Source organism: Pseudomonas sp. SIMBA_041 (assembly GCF_046535095.1).
Classification (GTDB): domain Bacteria; phylum Pseudomonadota; class Gammaproteobacteria; order Pseudomonadales; family Pseudomonadaceae; genus Aquipseudomonas; species Aquipseudomonas mucoides.
The window spans coordinates 23,210-42,410 of record NZ_JAWRXJ010000017.1 but is presented as its reverse complement, the minus strand read 5'-3'; the positions used below and the strand labels follow the sequence as shown (position 1 = coordinate 42,410).

The window sequence follows — 19,201 nt, the reverse complement described above, 5'->3', positions numbered from 1 at the left end:
AGGGGAAATACACACTGTTAGTTTGCTAACTATCAATATCGCATTTGGGGGGAAAGGTGGTCAAGTTTTGAAACAATTCACCTGCGGATTGAACACTTCTACAGAGCATCAAGGCTCACAGGCACGGAGTCTTCACCACTGCGGGCAAGAACAAGCACCGCCAAATCGAAATCATCCAGACGCTCCAGCATCGCGCCATACAAATCTGCCGAAATCGGATACGCCTGGATTCTGTTGTTCTCTAGAACTGCGATTGGCTCCTGTTGCGCCTCCCGTACCCCATCACCTGCGTTCTGAGCAAACACGGAGATGCCGATGACCTTTTCTGCCAACAACCGCTGCATGAGCTGATCTCTTCATAGAATCTGTTTTCATGAAATTACTTCAGCCAGGCCCATAACCTTCAAAAAACCTGTGACGAGTTTTTTCAATTGCTTCTACAGCCCCCGCCCCTTCCTCAACAACACATCCAACTGATCCACCACCTCCGCCCAATCCGCATCCTCCAAAATATCGTTACGCAAAAAATCCGCCTGGCTCTCGCTCCAGAAAAACGCATCGGCAAGGTGCAGTTCGGGCTTGAGCGGTGAGTGGGTGGTGATGAATTTATCGATGCTCTCGGCGTCATCCTCCAGGCCGAGTTGCTTGAACAGGTTGGGCAGGGTGTGGGTTGGGGATTCCATGTCGGGCTCCTTGAGAAATGAAAAATCAATCGCGAGCAGGCTCGCTCCCACCTAAAAACCCGGTCAAAGGTGGGAGATAGCTTGCTCGCGATGGCGGTGGTACTGACAACACAACACTCACTGACTCAATTCCCGCACCTCGGCATGCGGCACCATTTTCAAGAATTGCGGCATGTCCATGTGCAGCAAATTGATGTGATTGCCAGCTTCCAGATAGATGTCTTTCTGCCGGGTTACCAACGGGTCAATGACCACATCCAGCCCATAGGCCTCACCCAGCGCCGGCACGGCACCGCGTTCGCAATCATCGAACAGGTGCGGCAGATTGCTTTCCCGCGAGACCTGCCATTCACCGCTGCTGCGGACTTTGCTCAGGTCCAGGTGACGGCTGGCAGGCAACACGGCCATCAGGTAGTGGCCGTGGTGATCGTCGAGGATGACCGACTTGGCCACCCGCTCGGCAGGAACACCCGCGAGCCGCGCCGTTTCCAGGCTACTGGCCGAATGGGGATGGGTGACGATGTCATATTCGCAGTGTGCCGTTTCCAGGCTTCGCTGCACGGTTCTTGCCATACGCATGATGCACCTCGGTGTCCGCAACAGTGACGAGCGGACGATGGTTGACGCGTTTCTTCGTACTGAAAGTCTAGGCCTGATGATGCATTTCGGCGGGAAATCCGCCCATCGGACGCCACCGTAAAGTGAGCAGAATTCAGAGATGCCAAGGCTCAACTAAACTGTATACAGAGCCACCTGATGACTCTCGCGGAGGGTCACGTGAAGATTCGTTGCTGTGCCGTTGCACTGCTGTTGGCGATGAGCGGATCGGTGTTCGCCGCCGATACCGTTGTGCTGCTGATGCCAAATCCCATCGGGATCTGGTTGATCACCTTCGGCATCGCCTTTCTGATCGCCGAGGCCGCGTTGCCCAACTATGGCGTGATCGGTTTGGGCGGCATTGTGATGTTCGTGATCGGTGCAGTGATTCTGACCAACACCGAAATACCTGTTCCCTTGATCATCGGCCTGGGGCTGGTGAGTGCCCTGCTCCTGATTTTCCTGCTGATCCGCGCCCTGAAAACCCGACCGCGGCGCAACGTCACTGGCGATGCAGAGCTGCTGGGCAGCGTGACGCCGGTCCTGTCGTTGCTGCCCGACAACGCCTGCAACGGCTGGGTGCATCTGCAAGGGGAGCGCTGGCAGGTTTCAAGCCCGACACCGCTGCAGCCGGGGCAACACGTCCTGGTGGTGGCGCGAAAAGGATTACTGTTGCAAGTGGCCGCGGCTGACGCGGTGCCGGTGGGAGAATAAACATGGGCCTGCAAGTAGGTTTCGCCGCGCTGCTGCTACTGCTGATTGCACTGGCGGGGTCGACCTTCCGCATCCTGCGCGAATACGAGCGCGGCGTGGTGTTCCAGCTCGGACGCTTCTGGCAGGTCAAGGGTCCCGGCTTGATCCTGCTGATCCCGGTGGTCCAGCAAATGGTCCGTGTCGACCTGCGAACCATCGTCCTCGACGTTCCCCCACAAGACGTCATCACCCGCGACAACGTCTCGGTCAAGGTCAACGCGGTGCTGTATTTCCGTGTGCTCGATCCACAGAAAGCGATTATCCAGGTCGAAGACTTTCTGGCGGCCACCAGCCAATTGGCCCAGACCACTCTGCGAGCGGTGCTGGGTAAACATGAGCTCGATGAACTGCTGGCCGAGCGCGAACGGCTGAACATCGACATCCAGCAAGTGCTCGACGCCCAGACCGACGCCTGGGGCATCAAGGTTGCCAACGTCGAGATCAAACATGTGGACCTCAATGAGTCGATGGTCCGTGCCATCGCCAAACAGGCCGAAGCCGAACGGGAGCGCCGGGCCAAGGTGATCCACGCCGAGGGTGAATTGCAGGCCTCGGAAAAACTCATGCAGGCCGCTGAAATGCTCGGCCGTCAGCCTGGGGCCATGCAGTTGCGTTACATGCAGACGCTGAGTTCGATTGCCGGGGACAAGAGCTCGACCATTGTCTTCCCGCTGCCGATTGAACTGCTCAAGGGGATGGCGGATTTGTCGTCAAAGCCTTAATACCAAGACTTTCAATGCAGCACAAACAAGCGCGCATTAGCCCCGCCCGCCTGCGTAATACCGGCGTTCTTCCAGCCCACGGGCAGCGGTGCGAACTCGTCCGGCACACCGACGGTGCCGATCAGCCACACCCGACCGGTGCCCTTGGGCAAGTTGTCGAGGCGGTCCAGATAAATGTCCTGGGTGACCAGCGTGCCAAATCCATAGCCATTGGGTCGGCCCGACCCGCCGTTGGCTAACGGTGGGGTGTACAGCAACGGTTTAGCGTCGGTGCGATTGTAATAAACATAGGCGAGGTACCAGAGCATATCGCTGGTGACGATCTGGTCGCCCGCAACGAAGTGCTGGTTAACGTAGTCGACCATCACATTGATTTGATCGTGGGTATCGACCGTAGCGTTGTTTTTCAAGCCGACCAGTTCGACGCCGACAAACAACACCAGCACTGCCAGCGCCAGCATTCGAAAGCCTGAATACAGGCGATCAACAGCCAGCGCGACAATCATCGGCAACCCCAGTGCATAGGCCGTCAGGTAACGCTCAATGAACACCGGCGAGATAAACGACACGGCGAACACCAACAGCATTGGCAACGCCGTGTAGATCACCAGCAGGATACTGCCGCGAATGACGCTACGATCCCGCGCCAATGCCACGCCGGCAATGGCCAGCAACGCCAGCGGCAGCGCGATAAAAATCAGCGTCGGCAAGTTTTCGCCATCGTCCTGGGTCAGCAACGACCAGATCATCGACGGCAACGAGCCGAACGTGACCGGCAACTCCCACCCCACATCACCATTGGCTTTGAGCAGGTCCATGTGCTGGATCAGATCAATCAGGTTGGGTACCCATGGCAGGTAGATCAGCACGATTGCCACGTTCGCCAACCACCAGCCGGGGCGTTGAATAGTGCGCACGCGATACGCTGGCAGCACACGAATCAGCCCCAGGTACAGCCAGTGGCACACCACGCACAGGGCGGTGAAATAATGGGTGTAGAACGCCGCACTCATCAGCAGCACATACGCCACCAGATAGCGTGTACGCCGGGGATGCCTGATCCAGTAGACCAGCGCAATCGTCGCGCCGATCAGCCACAGGCCCAGCAGCGAGTACATCCGCACTTCCTGGCTATAACGCACCGCCGTCGGCAGCAGCGCCAGGAGAAAACCAGCCAATAACGCAGCGCGCCGGGTGGCGATCAAGTCCATCAACCAGACGCCGAGCCACACCGTAATGATCCCGGGCAGAGCGCTGAGACAGCGAATCGAAAAAATGCCGTCGCCGAACACTTCGATCCAGCCATGCAGCAGCATGAAATACAGCGGCGGGTGCACGTCATGGGCAGCGTGCACCCATATTTCGGCCAATGAGTAGTGGCTCATCAGCAGGCTCGACCCTTCGTCGCCCCAAATGGCCGCCGCCGTCAGGTCGTAGAAACGTACCAAGGCTGCCAACGCCAGAATCGGCAACAGCCGGTGCTCCTGCGCCCACCGCAACCAACGCTGAACCACCGCCCAGCCGCCAGGCACCGCGTGCGGATCCTGGGTACCGCCAAGCGAAGTTTCTCTGCGCGCTTCCATTGCCTCCCCCTGCAACCGGCCCGACATCACGAAGCCTATGGATCACTTTAAGGCGGCGCAGGTTCTTCGTCGATGCTGGCTTTGCGACCAGTGACGTTGCCGACCTTATCTCCCAGATGGATGAGTAGAGGCTAAAACACGCGGCGGAGCATCAAGCGGAGAATGGTTACTCGATAGAAATGTGCTGTTTCAAAAAACCAGATACTTCTCAGCAGGCACCATGTTCCCTCTCCATTGCCTCTCGGTATCAAATCCCACAGGATTCTGGGAATCTACATGCGGTCGTTACTGAGAAGACCTGTAGACAACTTTCACTTTTGCAAAGATGCAGCACTTTGAACTTCATCTCGTAGCAAACGCTCATAGATTTAGTCGATAAGACCTTGACCAACGACCAACCGACTGCTCAAAACTGGCTCGCCGCTGCAAGTCGAGTAGAGCGATGGATCAATCAACGGGTTGACGTCCGTGCCCCACCCGACTTACGATCCCCCCACTGAACCCCGTACGCAGAGATTAAATTCTCTGGCAGTTGGAGGTGAGAAAACCGGCTTAGGCCGGTTTTTTCGTTTCTGAGGTATGAGCTTTTGCGAACTGCTTTCTTTGTTGATGGCTACAACGTGTTCTATGGGTTACTCGCTGGCACGCCCTACAAATGGCTTAATCTCAAAGGCTTGCTAGCCCATGTCGCGCACATCGAGAATCCGCAGAGCTCAATTATCTCTGTTGATTACTTCACTTCATCCGTCAAACCAGAACTTGCTACTCGCGGCCGAACCTCTAAAGAAGCTCAAGACACTTACGTACGAGCGTTAAAAACGACCAACGTTGCCGTTCACTATGGTCGCCATAAGCTTGAGCCTGCTAAAGCCCCACGTTTCATTGACAGAAAAACCGGGGCATCGCGCCAAGACAAAGTCGACATCTGGAAACTTGAAGAGAAAGAAACAGATGTTCACATCGGAATCAGCATGTATCGCACGGCAGCAAGACAGTCCAAACTTCATTTCAATGAGCCTATCGAACAACTTGTATTAGTATCCAGCGACACAGACATGACTCCAGCTCTCAGAGCAATTCGAGAAGATTTCCCTGACATGAAAGTCGGTGTCATTCTTCCCCACCGGGCTGAGTTAAACCGTCCTTCTCCAGGTTCTTTGAAAGAACACTCCCACTGGATGCGACGAGTCGTCACCGCAGAAGAGCTGCGGACACATCAATTTCCAAACAGGGTACCAACGCACAAGGCGCCCGCCATCAAACCGGATTATTGGTAACGACATTTACCAGCGGATACACCGACTCCCATCCCCCACCCAACGCCTTGTACAACCCGACCATCGCCAGCGAAACCCCGGTCGAACTCTCCACAAACTGCTCCTGCGTCGCCAGCAATGCGCTTTGCACCGTCAGCACATTAACGAAGTCCACCACGCCTTCCGTGTATTGCTGCTGCGCAGTGCGCAGGGCGATCTGGTTTTGGCGGACGGCTTCGGCGAGGCTGTCGCGGCGCAGTTGGCTGGCGTTGTAGGCGGCCAGTTGATCGTCGATTTCATGCCAGGCGCGCAGCACGGTTTGCTGATAGGCGATGGCCGCTTCCTGTTGCTGGGCTTCGCGCAGGTTCAGCACACCGCGCAGGCGACCGCCGTCAAACAGCGGCAGGCTGAATTGCGGGCCGATGCCGAATGAACGCGAGCCCCACGAACCAAAATCGCTGAGCTGCATGGCTTGCGAACCCAGGTTGCCCGACAAGGTGATCCGCGGGTAGAAGTCACCCTTGGCCACGCCGATGTTCGCGGTGGCAGCGTGCAGTTGCGCTTCAGCCTGGCGAATATCCGGACGGCGTTCAGCCAGCTGCGACGGCAAGCCGATCGCGACCTGGCGCGGGGTTTGCGGCACCGGCCCATCTGTGGATAACTCGGCGTGCAGCGCTTGCGGCGGTTCGCCCATCAACAGGCTCAACGCGTTGATCAGTTGCGACTGCCGCTGCTCCAGCGCGGGCAGGCGCGATTCGATGGCGGCAACTTGGGCGGCAGCCTCGGCGACATCCAGGTCAGTGGCAACGCCGTCGGCCAGACGCAGTTGCGAAAGTTTCAAACTGTGGCGGGCGACATCGAGGTTTTGCTCGGTAACAGCCCGAGTGCTTTGCACGCCGCGCAGCTGAATGTAGTCCTGAGCGGTTTCCGCGAGCACCGACAGCAGCACGCCGCGACGATCGTTTTCCGCGACTTCCAGCGTGGCGTCGGCGGCTTCGGTTTCGCGGCGTACACGCCCCCAGAAATCCAGTTCCCAGGAGGCGGAGAAGCCGGTGTCCCACAGGTTGAATGCCGAATCACCGTTGTGCCCCGAGGGATCGTTCAAGCCTTCGCCGCTGTTGCGTTTGCGCCCATAGCTGCCCGTCGCGGCCGTGTTGGGGTAACGGTTGGCGGTGATCACCTGGCGCGCGGCACGGCTTTGCTGCAAGCGGCTGCTGGCGAGTTTCAGGTCGAGGTTGTCGGTCAGGGCGCGCTGGGTCAGGGCGGAGAGTTTTGGGTCGTTGAAGACTTCCCACCAGCGTTCGTTCATGTCGGCGGTGACCGCTTCACCGGCGGCGGGTTTGGCCGGTTTTGACCATTCGGTGATTTGTCGGGCTTGAGGTTTGTGGAAGTCGGGGCCGACGGTGCAGGCTGACAGGCTCATGATCAGCAAGGCGCAAAAGGTCAGTTGAGGCCACCGCTCAACAAAAATCTTCATCGCTGAGCCACCTCATGCGACACGGCACTCGCCGTATCAATACTCGCCTCCACCGACATCCCCACGCGCAGCCGCGAGGCCAATGCCTGCCCAGGTTCGAGGACGATTTTCACCGGGATCCGCTGCACAACCTTGGTGAAGTTACCCGTGGCGTTGTCCGGCTTGATCGAAGCAAACGTCACGCCCGTCGCCGGGGCGATGCTCTCGACGCGACCGTTCAGCGCCTCCCCGCCGAGGCTATCAACCCGCACCTGCACACCCTGCCCTGGCTGAACGTTAGTCAGTTGAGTCTCTTGAAAATTGGCCACCACGTAAGCCTGCGCCAGCGGCACTACCGCCAGAATCTTGCTACCCGGTGTCACATAAGCGCCGACTCGCACGGCGCGCTCGCCGACCATGCCGTCCTGCGGCGCGACAATGCGCGTGTAAGACAACTCATAGCTGGCGATTTCCAGCGCGGCTTGCGCCCGTTTCAGTCCGCCTTCCGCCGCATCGCGCTGGGCCGTCAGGATGTCCACTTGCTTGCGCTCCGCCGCCAGCACCGCCATCGCGTTGGCCAACCGCGCATTGGCCTGATCGATGCGCGTGCGCGCTTGCTGAGCATTCTGCACCGTGCCGGCCCCAACACCGGCCAAGTGGTCGTAGCGGTTCAACTCATGCTCGGCGAACGCCATTTCAGCCTTGGCCGAGACTACCGAGGCTTGAGCCTGAGCGATCACTGAGGCCTGGCGCTCAAGGGTTGCGCGGGCATTTTGCAGTTGCGCCCTGGCCACCAGGGTTTCGGCGTCCGCCGCCTGAGCCGCAGCGCGCAGATCACGATCATCGATCAGTGCCAGCAACTGCCCGGTCTTGACCTGCTGGTTGTCTTCCACCAGCACCTCCTTGATAAACCCGGCCACGCGCGGGACCACCAGCGTGAAGTCCGCCGAGACAAACGCGTCATTGGTTTTTTGCTGCGTACGCGGACCGAAAAGGCCGGGCGTCAGCAGGCAAATCAGCACACTGACCGCCACTACTACGGCGACACCGACAGCTATCTTTTGCTTGGTTTGAGTCGTCATAAAAACCTTCTGTTTCAGTAAAGCGTTCAAGTCGGCGCGCGCGGTGGATACATCCGCGTCGGCAGCCAGAAAATCAGCAGGATCAACGCCAACGCGACGCCCGCCATGCACAGGTAAAGATCGGAAGAAGTCAGCACCACGGCTTGCTCGTGCAGGCGATGGGCGAGGCCCGCGCTGTCGCGTTCGGCCAGGGGCGAGTTGCCGAGGTTGTCCACCAGCATCGTCGAGTGAAAATGCAGCCTGGTGGTGGTCAATGCCTCGATGACGCCGGTCGCAATTACCGCTGACAGACCTTTCACCGTGTTGAACCAGGCCGAGGCGAACGGCCCTTCCATCGGCAAGATGCTGCCGGTCGACAGCATCAACAGCGGCAGGACGGCCATGGGCTGACCGAATATTTGCAGCAGTTGCAGCGCGTAGAAATCGTCGCGAATCCATGCTGACGTCAGCTGCGAACCACCGACGCACGACAGCGCCAACAGGCTCAAACCCGCGCCCAACACCCAGCGACAATCGACCCATCGCAGGTTGCACAACGCCGCCACCAACGGCAGCGCAATCAACTGCGGCAACGCCGCCAACAGCGTGATCGGCGCCGTCTGCACGGGCCGGTAACCCTGCACCTGAGCGAGGTAAGAGGACGGAATGATGATCACCGCCAGCAGTATCACCAGCACCCCGGCCAAGGTGAGCAAAGCAAACGAGAGGTTGCGGATGCCAAGCATCTGCATCTTGAAAAACGGTATCGGCTGCGACCATTCATTGATCAAAAACAGCACCAGCAACAGCAGCCCACCACCGAGCAATCCACAGATCAGGCTCGACTCGAACCAGTCCAGCCGATTGCCCTGCAAGATGCCGATCACCAGCATGCAGATCGCCGGAAAACCCAGCAGCAGTCCGCGCCAGTTGAAGTGCTTGAAGCGCTCCAGACGTAGCGGGTCCTGGGGCAAACCATAGGCCACCGCGCCCAGCGCCAGCAGACACGGCACGATGATCTGCCAAAACGTCCACTGCCAACCGACATACTCGGTCCACAACCCGGCCAGTGGTGTACCGAGACCGGGGCCGAACGTGGCGGTCAGCGCATAACCGGCCAGGCCATAGAGCTTCACATTGGCCGGCAGGAACCGCAGTGCGACGGTCATCAGCATCGGTGGCAATGCACCGCCGGCCAGGCCCTGCAACGTGCGCATGACCAGCAGGCTTTCGTAGTTCGGGGCGAATGGACACAACAGGCCCAACACCGTGAAGACGCTGATGGCGCACAGGGTGAATCGCCGCAGGGAGAACGTCACCGCACACCACGGCGCAAACGCCATGGCCGCCACCGAGGTCGCGGTGTAACTGGCGACCAGCCAGGTGCCTTCGTCGTAACCGATGGCCAATGCACCGCGAATATCCGCCAGCGCTACTTTGGTCACCATCTCGTTCAAGCCCGACACCAGCACTGCCAGCAACACCCCCACCAGACCGATGATGATCCGCGGGCCGAAGACCGGTGGCACGACGGCGGCGGGCGGGGTCACGGCGAGGGGTGCCGTGACGGTGAGGGAAGTCATTACGGCTTGCTCCGGGGGTTGAATACCGGGGCATTTTAAAAAGCGTGTGGCCTGACGAAAACTGACTTATCGACAGGTTATAAGTGCGCTAGACGCAACAATACAAAACCCCCTGTAGGAGTGGGGGTTGCTTCAGATGGGTTGTGCGGCCTGCCATGTTTCGTCGCAGCAGGTTTTGAGGGTTTCACGCAGCCAACGGTGAGCTGGATCATTGTCAAACCGTGGGTGCCAGGCCTGGGTCAGCATCAGGGTGGGCAGCGGAATCGGCAGGGTGAACGAGCGCAGTTTCAAACCCAGGCGTCGCACGCTCAGCAACGCCTCTTGGGGCACCGGCAGAATCAGATTGGAATCCGGCAACGCGAACATTGCCGCATGAAAGCTCGGCGCGATCACCGCCACCCGCCGCTCCAGCCCCAATGCGTTGAGAGCCGTGTCGATCGGCCCGCGGGCAATTCCACGGCGCGACATGCTGATATGCGAAAAACCGGCATAGCGCTCGGCGGTAATCTCTTCGTCGAACAGGGGATGGTCCTCACGCACCAGACCGACGAAGTGTGTCGAGAACAAGTTCTGCACTTTCACTTCCGGCATGACCGGACGATTGTTGCTGACACTCAAATCGATCCGCCCTTCACGCAGCGCTTCATCATCGCCATCGCCTTCCGGCACAAAGCGCAACTCACAGTGCGGCGCCTGGCGCTCCAGGGTGTCGAACAGTTTGCCGCCATAGACACCGACGAAAAAATCATTGGCGCGGATACTGAACCGGCGGCGCAACGAACCGAGGTCCACCTCATCGGCGGAACGAAACAGCAAGGCGGCCTGCTCGACCACGTCACGCACCTGCTCGCGCAGTTCCAGCGCCTTGGGGGTTGGCACCAGACCGCGCCCGGCGCGCACCAGGATCGGGTCGCCGATGGCTTCGCGTATGCGCGTCAGCGTTCGGCTCATCGCCGCCGGGCTGAGGTTCATCCGCCGCGCAGCGCCAACCACGCTGCCCTCATCGAGCAAGGCGTCGAGGGCGACCAACAGGTTCATGTCCGGGAGTTGCATGCTGAGCACTCGTGGCTGATCTGGATTGATTCAGACGCAATGCTAGCAAACATCTCTCAAATGATGTGTTGGCTGGATTGGCCCCATCGCGAGCAAGCTCGCACGATGGATTACATTGACCGACCATTTTGCGAACCATACAAAACCCTGTGGGAGCGAGCTTGCTCGCGATGGCTCAGACCAAACACCACAACTCTTACCGCTGCATCCCCCAGCGCTTAACGGTCACCCGCTCCAACGAATCAAACACCAGGTTCTCCACCAGCAACCCAATTAAAATCACCACCGCCAACCCGGCAAACACCTTGTCGGTGTACAGCTCATTACGGTTCTGAAAAATGTACCAGCCCAACCCACCCTTGCCGCTGGTCGCGCCAAACACCAACTCCGCTGCAATCAACGTACGCCAGGCAAAGGCCCAGCCAATCTTCAACCCGGCAAGTATCGACGGCAGTGCTGCCGGGATCAGGATAAACAGCACAAACCGCATACCCTTTAACCCGTAATTACGACCCGCCATGCGCAACGTTTCCGAGACCCCGAGAAAACCGGCATAGGTGTTCAAGGCCAACGCCCACAGCACCGAATGCACCAGCACAAAAATCAAACTGTTCTGCCCCAGGCCGAACCACAACAGCGCCAACGGCAACAAGGCAATCGCCGGCAACGGGTTGAACATCGAGGTCAATGTGCTCAGCAGGTCCCGACCGAACTGGGTCGACACCGCCAACGTGGTCAAGGCAAACGCCAGGACGATGCCGATCAGGTAGCCCTTGAGCAACACCACCAGCGAAATCCAGACCTTGCCCAGCAACTCACCACTGAGCAAACCGTCATACAGCGCGCGGGCGGTTTGCAGAAAACTCGGCAGCAGCAGGTCATTGTTCTGAACGCGGGCGACCACTTCCCACAGTACCGCCAGCAATATCAGGATCAGGCTTTTACGAATCCAGCCCTGTTGCCAGAGGCGCTGACCGAGGGGTAATTCACGCTCCAGCGGTACGCTGGTCAGCGGCTGCAAAACCGTTTCGAACGCTTCACGCGCAGATGATAAATGGCTCATCGGGCACTCCTCTCAATGGCTCAATAAGCGATGCGAATGTCGGAGAAATCCAGCTCACGCTCGGTTTCCGGCGACTGACCTTCATCGAACAACAACCGGTGAATCCGTCGCGCCGACTCCTGAAACGCCACGCCGCCAAGGCTGTGCAGATCGTATTGGTGGCTGTGGACTTCCGCCCGCACCCGACCCGGATGCGGCGACAGCAACAGAATGCGATTGCCCACCACCAACGCCTCTTCGATGGAGTGGGTGACGAACAGCAGCGTGAAACGCACCTCTTCCCACAGCAGCAGCAATTCTTCCTGCATCTTGCGGCGGGTCAGCGCATCGAGCGCGGCGAAGGGTTCGTCCATCAGGAGGATTTTCGGTTGCATCGCCAAGGCGCGAGCGATGGCGACTCGCGCTTTCATGCCACCGGACAAGGTATGCGGATAAGCATCGGCAAACGCCGCCAGCCCGACTTTTTCGAGGTAGTGCAGCGCCCGCTCTTCAGCTTCTTTACGCTTCAGGGTTTTCGATGCCAGCAGCGGAAACATGACGTTCTGTTTCACGGTTTTCCACGGCGGCAGTTGATCGAACTCCTGGAACACCACGATGCGGTCCGGCCCCGGCGCATGTACGGTTTGCCCTTGAAGACGGATCTCGCCCTCACACGGCTGAATGAACCCGGCTACTGCCTTGAGTAAAGTTGATTTGCCGCAACCGGACGGGCCGAGCAGCACAAAGCGGTCCGCCGGATCAATTTCAAAACTGACTTGATGGGTCGCTCGAACCACACGCTGCGGCGTGCGGTATTCGAGGCTGACGTTGTCGACCGACAGCAGCGCCTGGGCTGCAACGTTCGGTTTGCTGACCGTGTGGCCTTGCAAAGGAGCGTTCATTTCGATCAGCTCCCTTGCAGTGGCTTGGCGTCCTGGAAGAAATAGTCCTTCCACGAATCCGGTTTGTTTTTGATCGCCCCCACGCGGTAGAGGAACTCGGCCAGTGGATACGTATTCTTCGGCGTGACGCTGAATTCGAACTGCGGGTTGTCGATGATTTTCAGCAACGCGGCGCGATCGATTTTCGCCTTGGTGACGCGGATGTAAGTGTCGGCGGCAGCGCCTTTGTCGTTCTGCGCGAATTCGGCCGCTTCGGTCAGCGCCGCGATGAAGGCCTTATAGGTTTTCGGGTTCTCGTCTCGGAATTTCTCGGTGGCGAACAGCACCGTCGGCGAGTTCGGGCCGAGCACGTCATAGGAGTTCAACACCACGTGGACGTTGGGGTTGGCCAGCTCCTGATCCTGGAATGGCGGGTTGGAGAAGTGCCCGGACAACTCGGTGCCCCCGGCCACCAACGCAGCCGTAGCGTCCGGGTGCGGCACTGCAATGGTGTACTTGTCGAGGCGATTGAATTCCTTGTCACCCCACTGCTTGGCGGCCGCGTATTGCAGGAAACGTGACTGCACCGACACGCCCACCGCCGGCACCGCAATCCGGTCCTTGTCGGTGAAATCGGCGATGGTCTTGACCTTGGGATTGTTGCTCACCAGGTAGTAAGGGAAGTTGCCAAGCGAGGCCACGGCTTTGACGTTCTGCTTGCCGTGGGTGCGATCCCAAATGGTCAGCAACGGACCGACGCCCGCGCCTGCAATATCAATCGAGCCCGAGAGCAGCGCATCGTTGACCGCCGCGCCTCCCGACAGCTGAGTCCAGTCGACCTTGATGTCGATGCCTTCCTGCTTGCCGTACTTCTCGATCAGGTTCTGATCGCGCACCACATTGAGCAACAGGTAAACAATGCCGAACTGCTCGGCGATGCGGATTTCACCTTCGGCGTGGGCCGCGGTCGGCGCCACCAGGCTGCCGGCGATCAGGCTGAAACCCAGGCCGATAGCGGCCGCCAGCGGTGCAAAGGGAAAACGTTTGGACATGTGAGTTCTCCGATAAATCAGAAAGGCGCGTCGCCCTGAATGGTGGTGCGGTACAGCTTGCGGCGCAGATGGCTGGGGCATCCGGCGGCGAGGTGGATCAACGAACGGTTGTCCCAGAACACCAGGTCATGCGGTTGCCACTGATGGCGGTAGATGTTTTGCGGCAGCACGCTGTGGGCGTAGAGCTCGGCGAGCAGTTGCTGGCTCTCGTCATCCGGCAACCCAACGATGCGGGTGGTAAAGCCTTCGCTGACGAACAGCGCCTTGCGCCCGTTTTCCGGGTGCGTACGCACGATCGGGTGGACCACTTCGGCAACTTGAGCGAGCTGTTCAGGCGTCAGGGTCGGGCGCCAGTTGCCTTCGAATTTGGTTTCGCTGTAGCGCGCCGTGTAAGAGTGCGCCGCGGATCGGCCTTCAACCGCTTTGCGCAACGCATCGGGCAGGTTGTCCCAGGCTTTGTGCATGTCAGCGAACAAGGTGTCGCCGCCCTCGGATGGCAGCTCTTGGGCGTGCAACATCGAGCCCAGGCTGGGCAGTTCTTTATAGGAAAGGTCCGAATGCCAGAACTTGCCGGCGTCACCTAAGCCGATGGATTGGCCGTTATCGATGATGTTGGAAACGATGAGGATTTCCGGGTGGCCGGCCAGCAGGAATTGCTTGAGCACGTGGATCTGCAACACGCCGAATCGACGGCTGAAGGCAATCTGCTGCTCGGGGGTGATGCGCTGGTCGCGGAACACCACGACGTGATGATTCAGGTGCGCGCGATGGAGGCGGGTGAAGTCCTGCTCATTGATCGGAAGAGACAGGTCGAGGCCGATGATTTCGGCACCGACGGCGCCCCTGAACGGGCGGATGTCGAAGGTTTGTGGCGCGATGCGGTTGGTAGCAGAGACAGCTGACATAAAAATCACTCCCACGCACGGCACGCTCAAGGGCGCGCGCGTCGATCAAGAAACTCACGGAGGTCCCGTGTTGGTTCGTGTCGTGCGGCGCGCCGATTGGTCGGCAGGTACGCAGGAGAGTGACTTTATAGGTATAAGAATTGAAATTTAAATACCGTTAGTGAATAACGATATGGCTTTTAGGGATGTGCTGTTTTTCAGGCCGCCATCGCGAATTATCGCTCGTGCAACGCCTCAGCCCGCGCCCGAATAATCGGCTTGAGCAAATAGCTGAGCACTGACTTCTTGCCGGTGATGATATCCACCGACGCCACCATCCCCGGAATGATCAGCAACGGCTTTTCATCCGTGCCCAGGTGGCTGCGATCGGTGCGCAGCTTGATGATGTAGTACGTGGTCTTCTTGTCTTCATCGGTGATGGTGTCTGCACCGATCTGCTCAAGCTTGGCCTTCAACCCACCGTAGATGGTGTAGTCGTACGCCGTGAACTTCACCGTCGCCTCTTGCCCCGGGTGCAGAAAGGCGATGTCTTGCGGGCGAATTTTCGCCTCGACCAGCAAGGTGTCGTCCAGCGGCACGATTTCCACCAGGTCGCTACCCGGCTGGATCACGCCGCCAATGGTGTTCACCAGCAGCTTGTTGACGATGCCGCGAACCGGAGATGCCACCAGCGTTCGGCTGACCCGGTCTTCCAGCGCTTTGCCCGTGGCCTGGGCCTTGTTCAGGTCGGTGCGTGCTTCGTTCAGTTGAGTCAGGGCTTCGCTGCGGAATTTACCGCGTGTCTCGTCAATCTTGCGCTGCACTTCCTTGATCGCCGATTCGGCGCGAGGGATCGCCAGTGTCGTGGCATCCAGTTGTCCGCGCGTTTCGACTTCGGCACGCCGCAGGCGCAGCACTTCAACCGGCGACACCGCGCCCTGGGCCACTAACGGCTCGGACATGTTGATTTCCTGGCGTTGCATACTCAGTTGCTGGCGATACTGCGACTGTTTGGAGGTGAACTCACGCAGCTCTTGCTGACGCTGGATCAACTGCTCCTGCAAACCACCGATTTCATCGTGCAGTTGCTGACGACGGCTCGTGTACAGCGACTCTTCGCTGGCCGCCTGAACGGGCACGGCTTTGAGCACGTCCGCCGCGAAATTCAGCGGACGGTCGTCGACTTCCGCGCTCAAGCGTTCAACCCGCAGTAGCATCGACAAGCGATCCGCTTCGGTCTCGCCGACATTGGAAGCGAAGCGCGTATCGTCGAGGCGAATCAGCGGCGCACCGGCCTCAACGATCTGCCCTTCTTTGACGAACAGCTCGGAGACGATACCGCCCTCAAGGTTCTGGATTTTCTGGATCTTGGACGATGGAATCGCCTTGCCGTCGCCCTTGGTGACCTCGTCGATCACCGCGTAATGGGCCCAGAGCATCAGGAACACGAAGAACGCGATGATCGCCCAGATCGTCAACCGCACCACGCGTGGGGCGTCTTCGATGAGGGCTTTGTTGACCTCGGGCAGTGGCTGGCCATGCAACGAATCGGAGCCTTTGAAGTAACGACCGATCGAATTTTTGAACCCCGACTTAAGCAACACTGATCTGCCCCTTCTTCAACGCTTCCATCACGGCGGCTTTCGGGCCATCGGCAAGAATTTGTCCACGGTCGATGACGATCAAGCGATCCACCAGCGACAACAGCGAAGCCCGGTGCGTGACCAGCACCACGGTTTTACTTTCCACCACCGCCGCGAGGCGTTGTTTGAGGCGTTCTTCGCCGGTGTTGTCCATGGCACTGGTCGGCTCGTCGAGCAGCAGGATTGGCGGATCAAGCAACAGCGCCCGGGCCAGCGCGACATTCTGGCGCTGACCGCCGGACAGGTTCTGCCCGCGCTCACCGACTTGCAGTTCGTAACCTTGCGGGTGCAGACGGGCAAACTCGTGCACGCCGGCCAGTTCGGCGGCCTGCAGGACCAATTCGTCTTCTACATAACGCGCGCCCGACACCAGGTTATCGCGCAAGGTACCCGCCAGCAGCTGGATGTCCTGAGCCACGTAGCCGATGTTGTGGCGCAACTCACTGACGTCGATCTGACGGATGTCGACGCCATCCACCAACAGCGCGCCGTCATCCGGTTGGTACAGGCCCACCAGCAGTTTGGCCAGGGAGCTTTTGCCCGAGCCGCTGCGACCGATGATGCCGATTTTCTCGCCCGGCTTGATGATCAGGTTGATGTTCTTCAGCGCCGGATTCTGCTGTTGCGGATAGGTGAAGCTCATCTGCCGGCATTCGATGGCACCTTGCAGCACCTTGCGGCTCAGCGGGCGCTCTTCGAAATTGCGCTCTTGCGGCAACTCCATCATTTGATCGACCGAGGTCATGGTCACCCGTGCTTGCTGATAACGGGTCAGCAGGCCGGACAGCGAAGCCAGCGGGCTCAGCGCACGACCGCTGAGCATGTAGCAGGCAATCAGGCCGCCCATGCTCAGGTTACCGGCGATGATCTGGTACACACCGAAGACAATCATGATCACCCCGGCCAGTTGCTGGATCAGCAAGGTGATGTTCATCGCCAGGCCAGAGAGCATTTTCACCCGCAGTTCGAGGCGGCTGAGGGTGCCGATGGTTTGTTCCCACTGATACTGGCGTTCGCTTTCGGCGTTGTTGACCTTCACCGCGTCGAGGCCGGCGAGGGTTTCGATCAGGCTCGACTGACGCTCTGCGCCGAGGGCCATGGTTCGTTCCATGGTCGCCACCAGCGGTTTCTGCAGCGCGTAGCCGATCAGCAGGGCAATCGGGAACGCCAGCACCGGGATCCATACTAGGTGTCCGCCGAGTATCGCGATGACCATGAAGATCAGCAGCGTAAACGGCAGGTCGATCAGGCTGGTCAGGGTCAGCGAGGCGAGGAAGTCGCGCAGGCTCTGAAACTCATGGATGTTCTGGGCGAAGCTGCCGACCCGCGCCGGGCGGTATTTCATCGCCATGCCGACAATGCGCTCGAACAGAGTGGCGGAGATGATCAGGTCGGTTTTCTTGCCGGCCAGGTCCAGACACAGACTGCGCAGGCTCTTCAGAATCAGGTCGAACAGGTAGGCACCGGAGATGCCGATGGCCAAGACCCACAGGGTCGATTCCGCCTGGTTCGGCACCACGCGGTCGTACACATTCATCACAAACAGCGGCGCGGCCATGGCGATGATGTTGATCAGGAAACTGGCGGCGATGGCGTCGGCGTACAGCCAGCGCGAACGCTTGAGGGTGTCGCGGAACCACGAACGCGCACGCGGAATCAGCGTGCCGTGATTGACGTCGAATTTGTGCTGGGGTTGAGCGAAAAACACTTTGCCGGTGTAGTCGTCGGCGAGCAATTCACGACTGACGACACTTTCGCCGCCATCGCATTCACTCAGCAGTACGCGCGCCTGGTCGTCACCGTGCCAGCCGAGCAGGACCGCACTGCGGCCATCCTTGAGCAACAGCAATGCAGGCATCGCAATCGCCGGGATCTGCTCAAGCTTGCGTTGCAGCACCCGACCTTGCAGGCCGGCGCGAGCGGCGGCGCGAGGCAGCAACTCAACGCTCAGGCGTTGCTTGGGCAATGGCAGGCCGGTGGTCAACATCGCGGCGCTGGCCGGTTTCTGGTGCAGCGTGCACAGGGCGAGCAGGCCATCCAGTAACGGATCGTCATGCAACGCGCGTGGATCATGGATGAGTTGAACTCGACTGACTTCTGATTCCACGCTCGACACTCTTGGCTAACGGTAAAAAGGGAGGACTCAATTCATCCCGGAAAGCGGAACCTGGCTTCACGTCGTTCTGCACAACGGATGCCAACGGTGCAACCACTCCCTGGCGCTTGAGCAACCGGCTCATGGTCGCCTTGAATCGGTGATGAGTAAATAACTGAATGTTTTTGAGCTCGGCGGCTTGTTGACGCACCACTTCACTGGACGTCGAGAAACCGTCAAACGCCATTGGCGAGAGGCGCTGGCGCGACGCCTGCGGAGCAAAATTTCCCCGGTGATTATGGGTCGATGCTGTTCGCGTGGTGACGCTATCCAGTGTCTTCATGACAATTACCGCCCAGCAGATCGCCCCTTGGAAGTATCCCCCTTTGGCCGTCTTTAACTGATAATCCGCGCCCAATCGATTATTAACACCTGCCTGGACTTCCGGATGGACTTCCAGTGCCTGTCGCATGGCCTGCGCAAAGCTCTGTACCCGAACAAAACCGGTGCCTGGAGCGATGGGGCGAAGCCTTGAATCAGTGCAGACGAACGGTTTCTATTTCCCTGAATTACTTGTCGTAAATCACTGTGAAACATACGAACGCATCGGAAAATGACCACCCGAATGACCGTATGTCGGAAAGTTTAAAATTGGACCCGGATCACACTCGACGGGACCGCTCGTTACTCAAATATCAATGTGACATTACTGAGACGAGTGTTTAGGATGGCACCCGCAAGGTCAATAGTTTGGCATATAGTCAATAGCTAAAAAATATAGACAATTTATTGACGAATATCCGCGTCAAACTTGCGTCTACTCTTGCTTTAAAAGTTTGCCCGGACAGGTCCGGCCG

18 protein-coding genes are annotated in these 19,201 nt (G+C 58.9%); 3 read left to right on the top strand and 15 right to left on the bottom strand.

Features of this window, described 5'->3' with window-relative positions; all coding sequences use genetic code 11:
• Window positions 1–98: 98 nt before the first annotated feature.
• The 3 genes from SB725_RS29225 to SB725_RS29215 all read right to left on the bottom strand — a co-directional run bounded on the left by SB725_RS29225 (window position 99) and on the right by SB725_RS29215 (window position 1,262).
• Window positions 99–344, bottom strand: a complete 246-nt coding sequence (locus SB725_RS29225; protein WP_027926010.1) for a prevent-host-death protein — start codon at window positions 342–344, stop codon at window positions 99–101.
• Between the two features lie 93 nt (window positions 345–437).
• Window positions 438–683, bottom strand: a complete 246-nt coding sequence (locus SB725_RS29220; protein WP_027926011.1) for a DUF2789 domain-containing protein — start codon at window positions 681–683, stop codon at window positions 438–440.
• 117 nt (window positions 684–800) lie between these two features.
• Window positions 801–1,262, bottom strand: a complete 462-nt coding sequence (locus tag SB725_RS29215; protein WP_027926012.1) for an aminoacyl-tRNA deacylase — start codon at window positions 1,260–1,262, stop codon at window positions 801–803.
• A 198-nt stretch (window positions 1,263–1,460) separates the two neighbouring features.
• Here SB725_RS29215 and SB725_RS29210 point away from each other — a divergent pair, with 198 nt between their 5' ends.
• On the top strand, window positions 1,461–1,994 hold the full coding sequence (locus SB725_RS29210) for an NfeD family protein (RefSeq protein WP_027926013.1): 534 nt from the start codon (window positions 1,461–1,463) through the stop codon (window positions 1,992–1,994).
• Between the two features lie 2 nt (window positions 1,995–1,996).
• Window positions 1,997–2,755: a slipin family protein gene (locus tag SB725_RS29205; RefSeq protein ID WP_027926014.1), complete on the top strand. Its 759-nt coding sequence runs from the start codon at window positions 1,997–1,999 to the stop codon at window positions 2,753–2,755.
• An 11-nt stretch (window positions 2,756–2,766) separates the two neighbouring features.
• Here SB725_RS29205 and SB725_RS29200 read toward each other — a convergent pair whose 3' ends face one another.
• On the bottom strand, window positions 2,767–4,338 hold the full coding sequence (locus SB725_RS29200; protein ID WP_027926015.1) for a glycosyltransferase family 39 protein: 1,572 nt from the start codon (window positions 4,336–4,338) through the stop codon (window positions 2,767–2,769).
• 587 nt (window positions 4,339–4,925) lie between these two features.
• Here SB725_RS29200 and SB725_RS29195 point away from each other — a divergent pair.
• Entirely contained in the window at window positions 4,926–5,615 is a 690-nt protein-coding gene (locus SB725_RS29195) for an NYN domain-containing protein (protein WP_082694318.1), read from the top strand.
• On the opposite strand, the gene SB725_RS29190 is transcribed toward SB725_RS29195, so the two are convergent.
• The 11 genes from SB725_RS29190 to SB725_RS29140 form a co-directional block, all read right to left on the bottom strand.
• Window positions 5,596–7,071, bottom strand: coding sequence for an efflux transporter outer membrane subunit (locus SB725_RS29190; RefSeq protein WP_410922939.1), 1,476 nt, complete (start codon window positions 7,069–7,071; stop codon window positions 5,596–5,598). The genes SB725_RS29195 and SB725_RS29190 overlap by 20 nt on opposite strands.
• Entirely contained in the window at window positions 7,068–8,132 is a 1,065-nt protein-coding gene (locus SB725_RS29185) for an HlyD family secretion protein (protein ID WP_027926016.1), read from the bottom strand. The genes SB725_RS29190 and SB725_RS29185 overlap by 4 nt, the downstream gene beginning before the upstream one ends.
• A gap of 26 nt (window positions 8,133–8,158) precedes the next feature.
• Window positions 8,159–9,694: an MFS transporter gene (locus tag SB725_RS29180; RefSeq protein WP_027926017.1), complete on the bottom strand. Its 1,536-nt coding sequence runs from the start codon at window positions 9,692–9,694 to the stop codon at window positions 8,159–8,161.
• A gap of 132 nt (window positions 9,695–9,826) precedes the next feature.
• Entirely contained in the window at window positions 9,827–10,747 is a 921-nt protein-coding gene (locus SB725_RS29175) for a LysR family transcriptional regulator (protein ID WP_027926018.1), read from the bottom strand.
• Between the two features lie 196 nt (window positions 10,748–10,943).
• Entirely contained in the window at window positions 10,944–11,810 is an 867-nt protein-coding gene (locus tag SB725_RS29170; protein ID WP_410922938.1) for an ABC transporter permease, read from the bottom strand.
• 20 nt (window positions 11,811–11,830) lie between these two features.
• A complete protein-coding gene (locus SB725_RS29165) occupies window positions 11,831–12,691 on the bottom strand; it encodes an ABC transporter ATP-binding protein (RefSeq protein WP_410922937.1) in 861 nt (286 codons plus the stop codon).
• Between the two features lie 5 nt (window positions 12,692–12,696).
• Window positions 12,697–13,722 (bottom strand): ABC transporter substrate-binding protein, encoded by a 1,026-nt coding sequence (locus SB725_RS29160; protein WP_027926021.1) that lies wholly within the window; start codon window positions 13,720–13,722, stop codon window positions 12,697–12,699.
• Window positions 13,723–13,739: 17 nt separating this feature from the next.
• Complete coding sequence (locus SB725_RS29155) at window positions 13,740–14,627, bottom strand: TauD/TfdA dioxygenase family protein (protein WP_410922936.1); 888 nt, start codon at window positions 14,625–14,627, stop codon at window positions 13,740–13,742.
• Between the two features lie 215 nt (window positions 14,628–14,842).
• The gene (locus SB725_RS29150) at window positions 14,843–16,210 is read right to left on the bottom strand and encodes an HlyD family type I secretion periplasmic adaptor subunit (protein WP_027926023.1); all 1,368 of its coding nucleotides are present in this window, start codon (window positions 16,208–16,210) and stop codon (window positions 14,843–14,845) included.
• Window positions 16,200–18,356: a type I secretion system permease/ATPase gene (locus SB725_RS29145; RefSeq protein WP_027926024.1), complete on the bottom strand. Its 2,157-nt coding sequence runs from the start codon at window positions 18,354–18,356 to the stop codon at window positions 16,200–16,202. Before SB725_RS29145 ends, SB725_RS29150 begins: the two co-directional genes overlap by 11 nt.
• Window positions 18,319–18,816 carry a hypothetical protein gene (locus SB725_RS29140; protein WP_156428511.1) on the bottom strand — a complete coding sequence of 166 codons (498 nt, stop codon included), beginning with the start codon at window positions 18,814–18,816 and terminating at the stop codon, window positions 18,319–18,321. The genes SB725_RS29145 and SB725_RS29140 overlap by 38 nt, the downstream gene beginning before the upstream one ends.
• Between the last annotated feature and the right edge of the window lie 385 nt (window positions 18,817–19,201).

Coding starts and splice junctions, on each gene's coding strand:
- SB725_RS29165 (WP_410922937.1), bottom strand. CDS start 12,691: ATGAACGCTCCTTTGCAAGGCCACACGGTCAGCAAACCGAACGTTGCA.
- SB725_RS29200 (WP_027926015.1), bottom strand. CDS start 4,338: ATGGAAGCGCGCAGAGAAACTTCGCTTGGCGGTACCCAGGATCCGCAC.
- SB725_RS29185 (WP_027926016.1), bottom strand. CDS start 8,132: ATGACGACTCAAACCAAGCAAAAGATAGCTGTCGGTGTCGCCGTAGTA.
- SB725_RS29170 (WP_410922938.1), bottom strand. CDS start 11,810: ATGAGCCATTTATCATCTGCGCGTGAAGCGTTCGAAACGGTTTTGCAG.
- SB725_RS29180 (WP_027926017.1), bottom strand. CDS start 9,694: ATGACTTCCCTCACCGTCACGGCACCCCTCGCCGTGACCCCGCCCGCC.
- SB725_RS29160 (WP_027926021.1), bottom strand. CDS start 13,722: ATGTCCAAACGTTTTCCCTTTGCACCGCTGGCGGCCGCTATCGGCCTG.
- SB725_RS29155 (WP_410922936.1), bottom strand. CDS start 14,627: ATGTCAGCTGTCTCTGCTACCAACCGCATCGCGCCACAAACCTTCGAC.
- SB725_RS29205 (WP_027926014.1), top strand. CDS start 1,997: ATGGGCCTGCAAGTAGGTTTCGCCGCGCTGCTGCTACTGCTGATTGCA.
- SB725_RS29225 (WP_027926010.1), bottom strand. CDS start 344: ATGCAGCGGTTGTTGGCAGAAAAGGTCATCGGCATCTCCGTGTTTGCT.
- SB725_RS29140 (WP_156428511.1), bottom strand. CDS start 18,816: ATGCGACAGGCACTGGAAGTCCATCCGGAAGTCCAGGCAGGTGTTAAT.
- SB725_RS29175 (WP_027926018.1), bottom strand. CDS start 10,747: ATGCAACTCCCGGACATGAACCTGTTGGTCGCCCTCGACGCCTTGCTC.
- SB725_RS29215 (WP_027926012.1), bottom strand. CDS start 1,262: ATGCGTATGGCAAGAACCGTGCAGCGAAGCCTGGAAACGGCACACTGC.
- SB725_RS29190 (WP_410922939.1), bottom strand. CDS start 7,071: ATGAAGATTTTTGTTGAGCGGTGGCCTCAACTGACCTTTTGCGCCTTG.
- SB725_RS29220 (WP_027926011.1), bottom strand. CDS start 683: ATGGAATCCCCAACCCACACCCTGCCCAACCTGTTCAAGCAACTCGGC.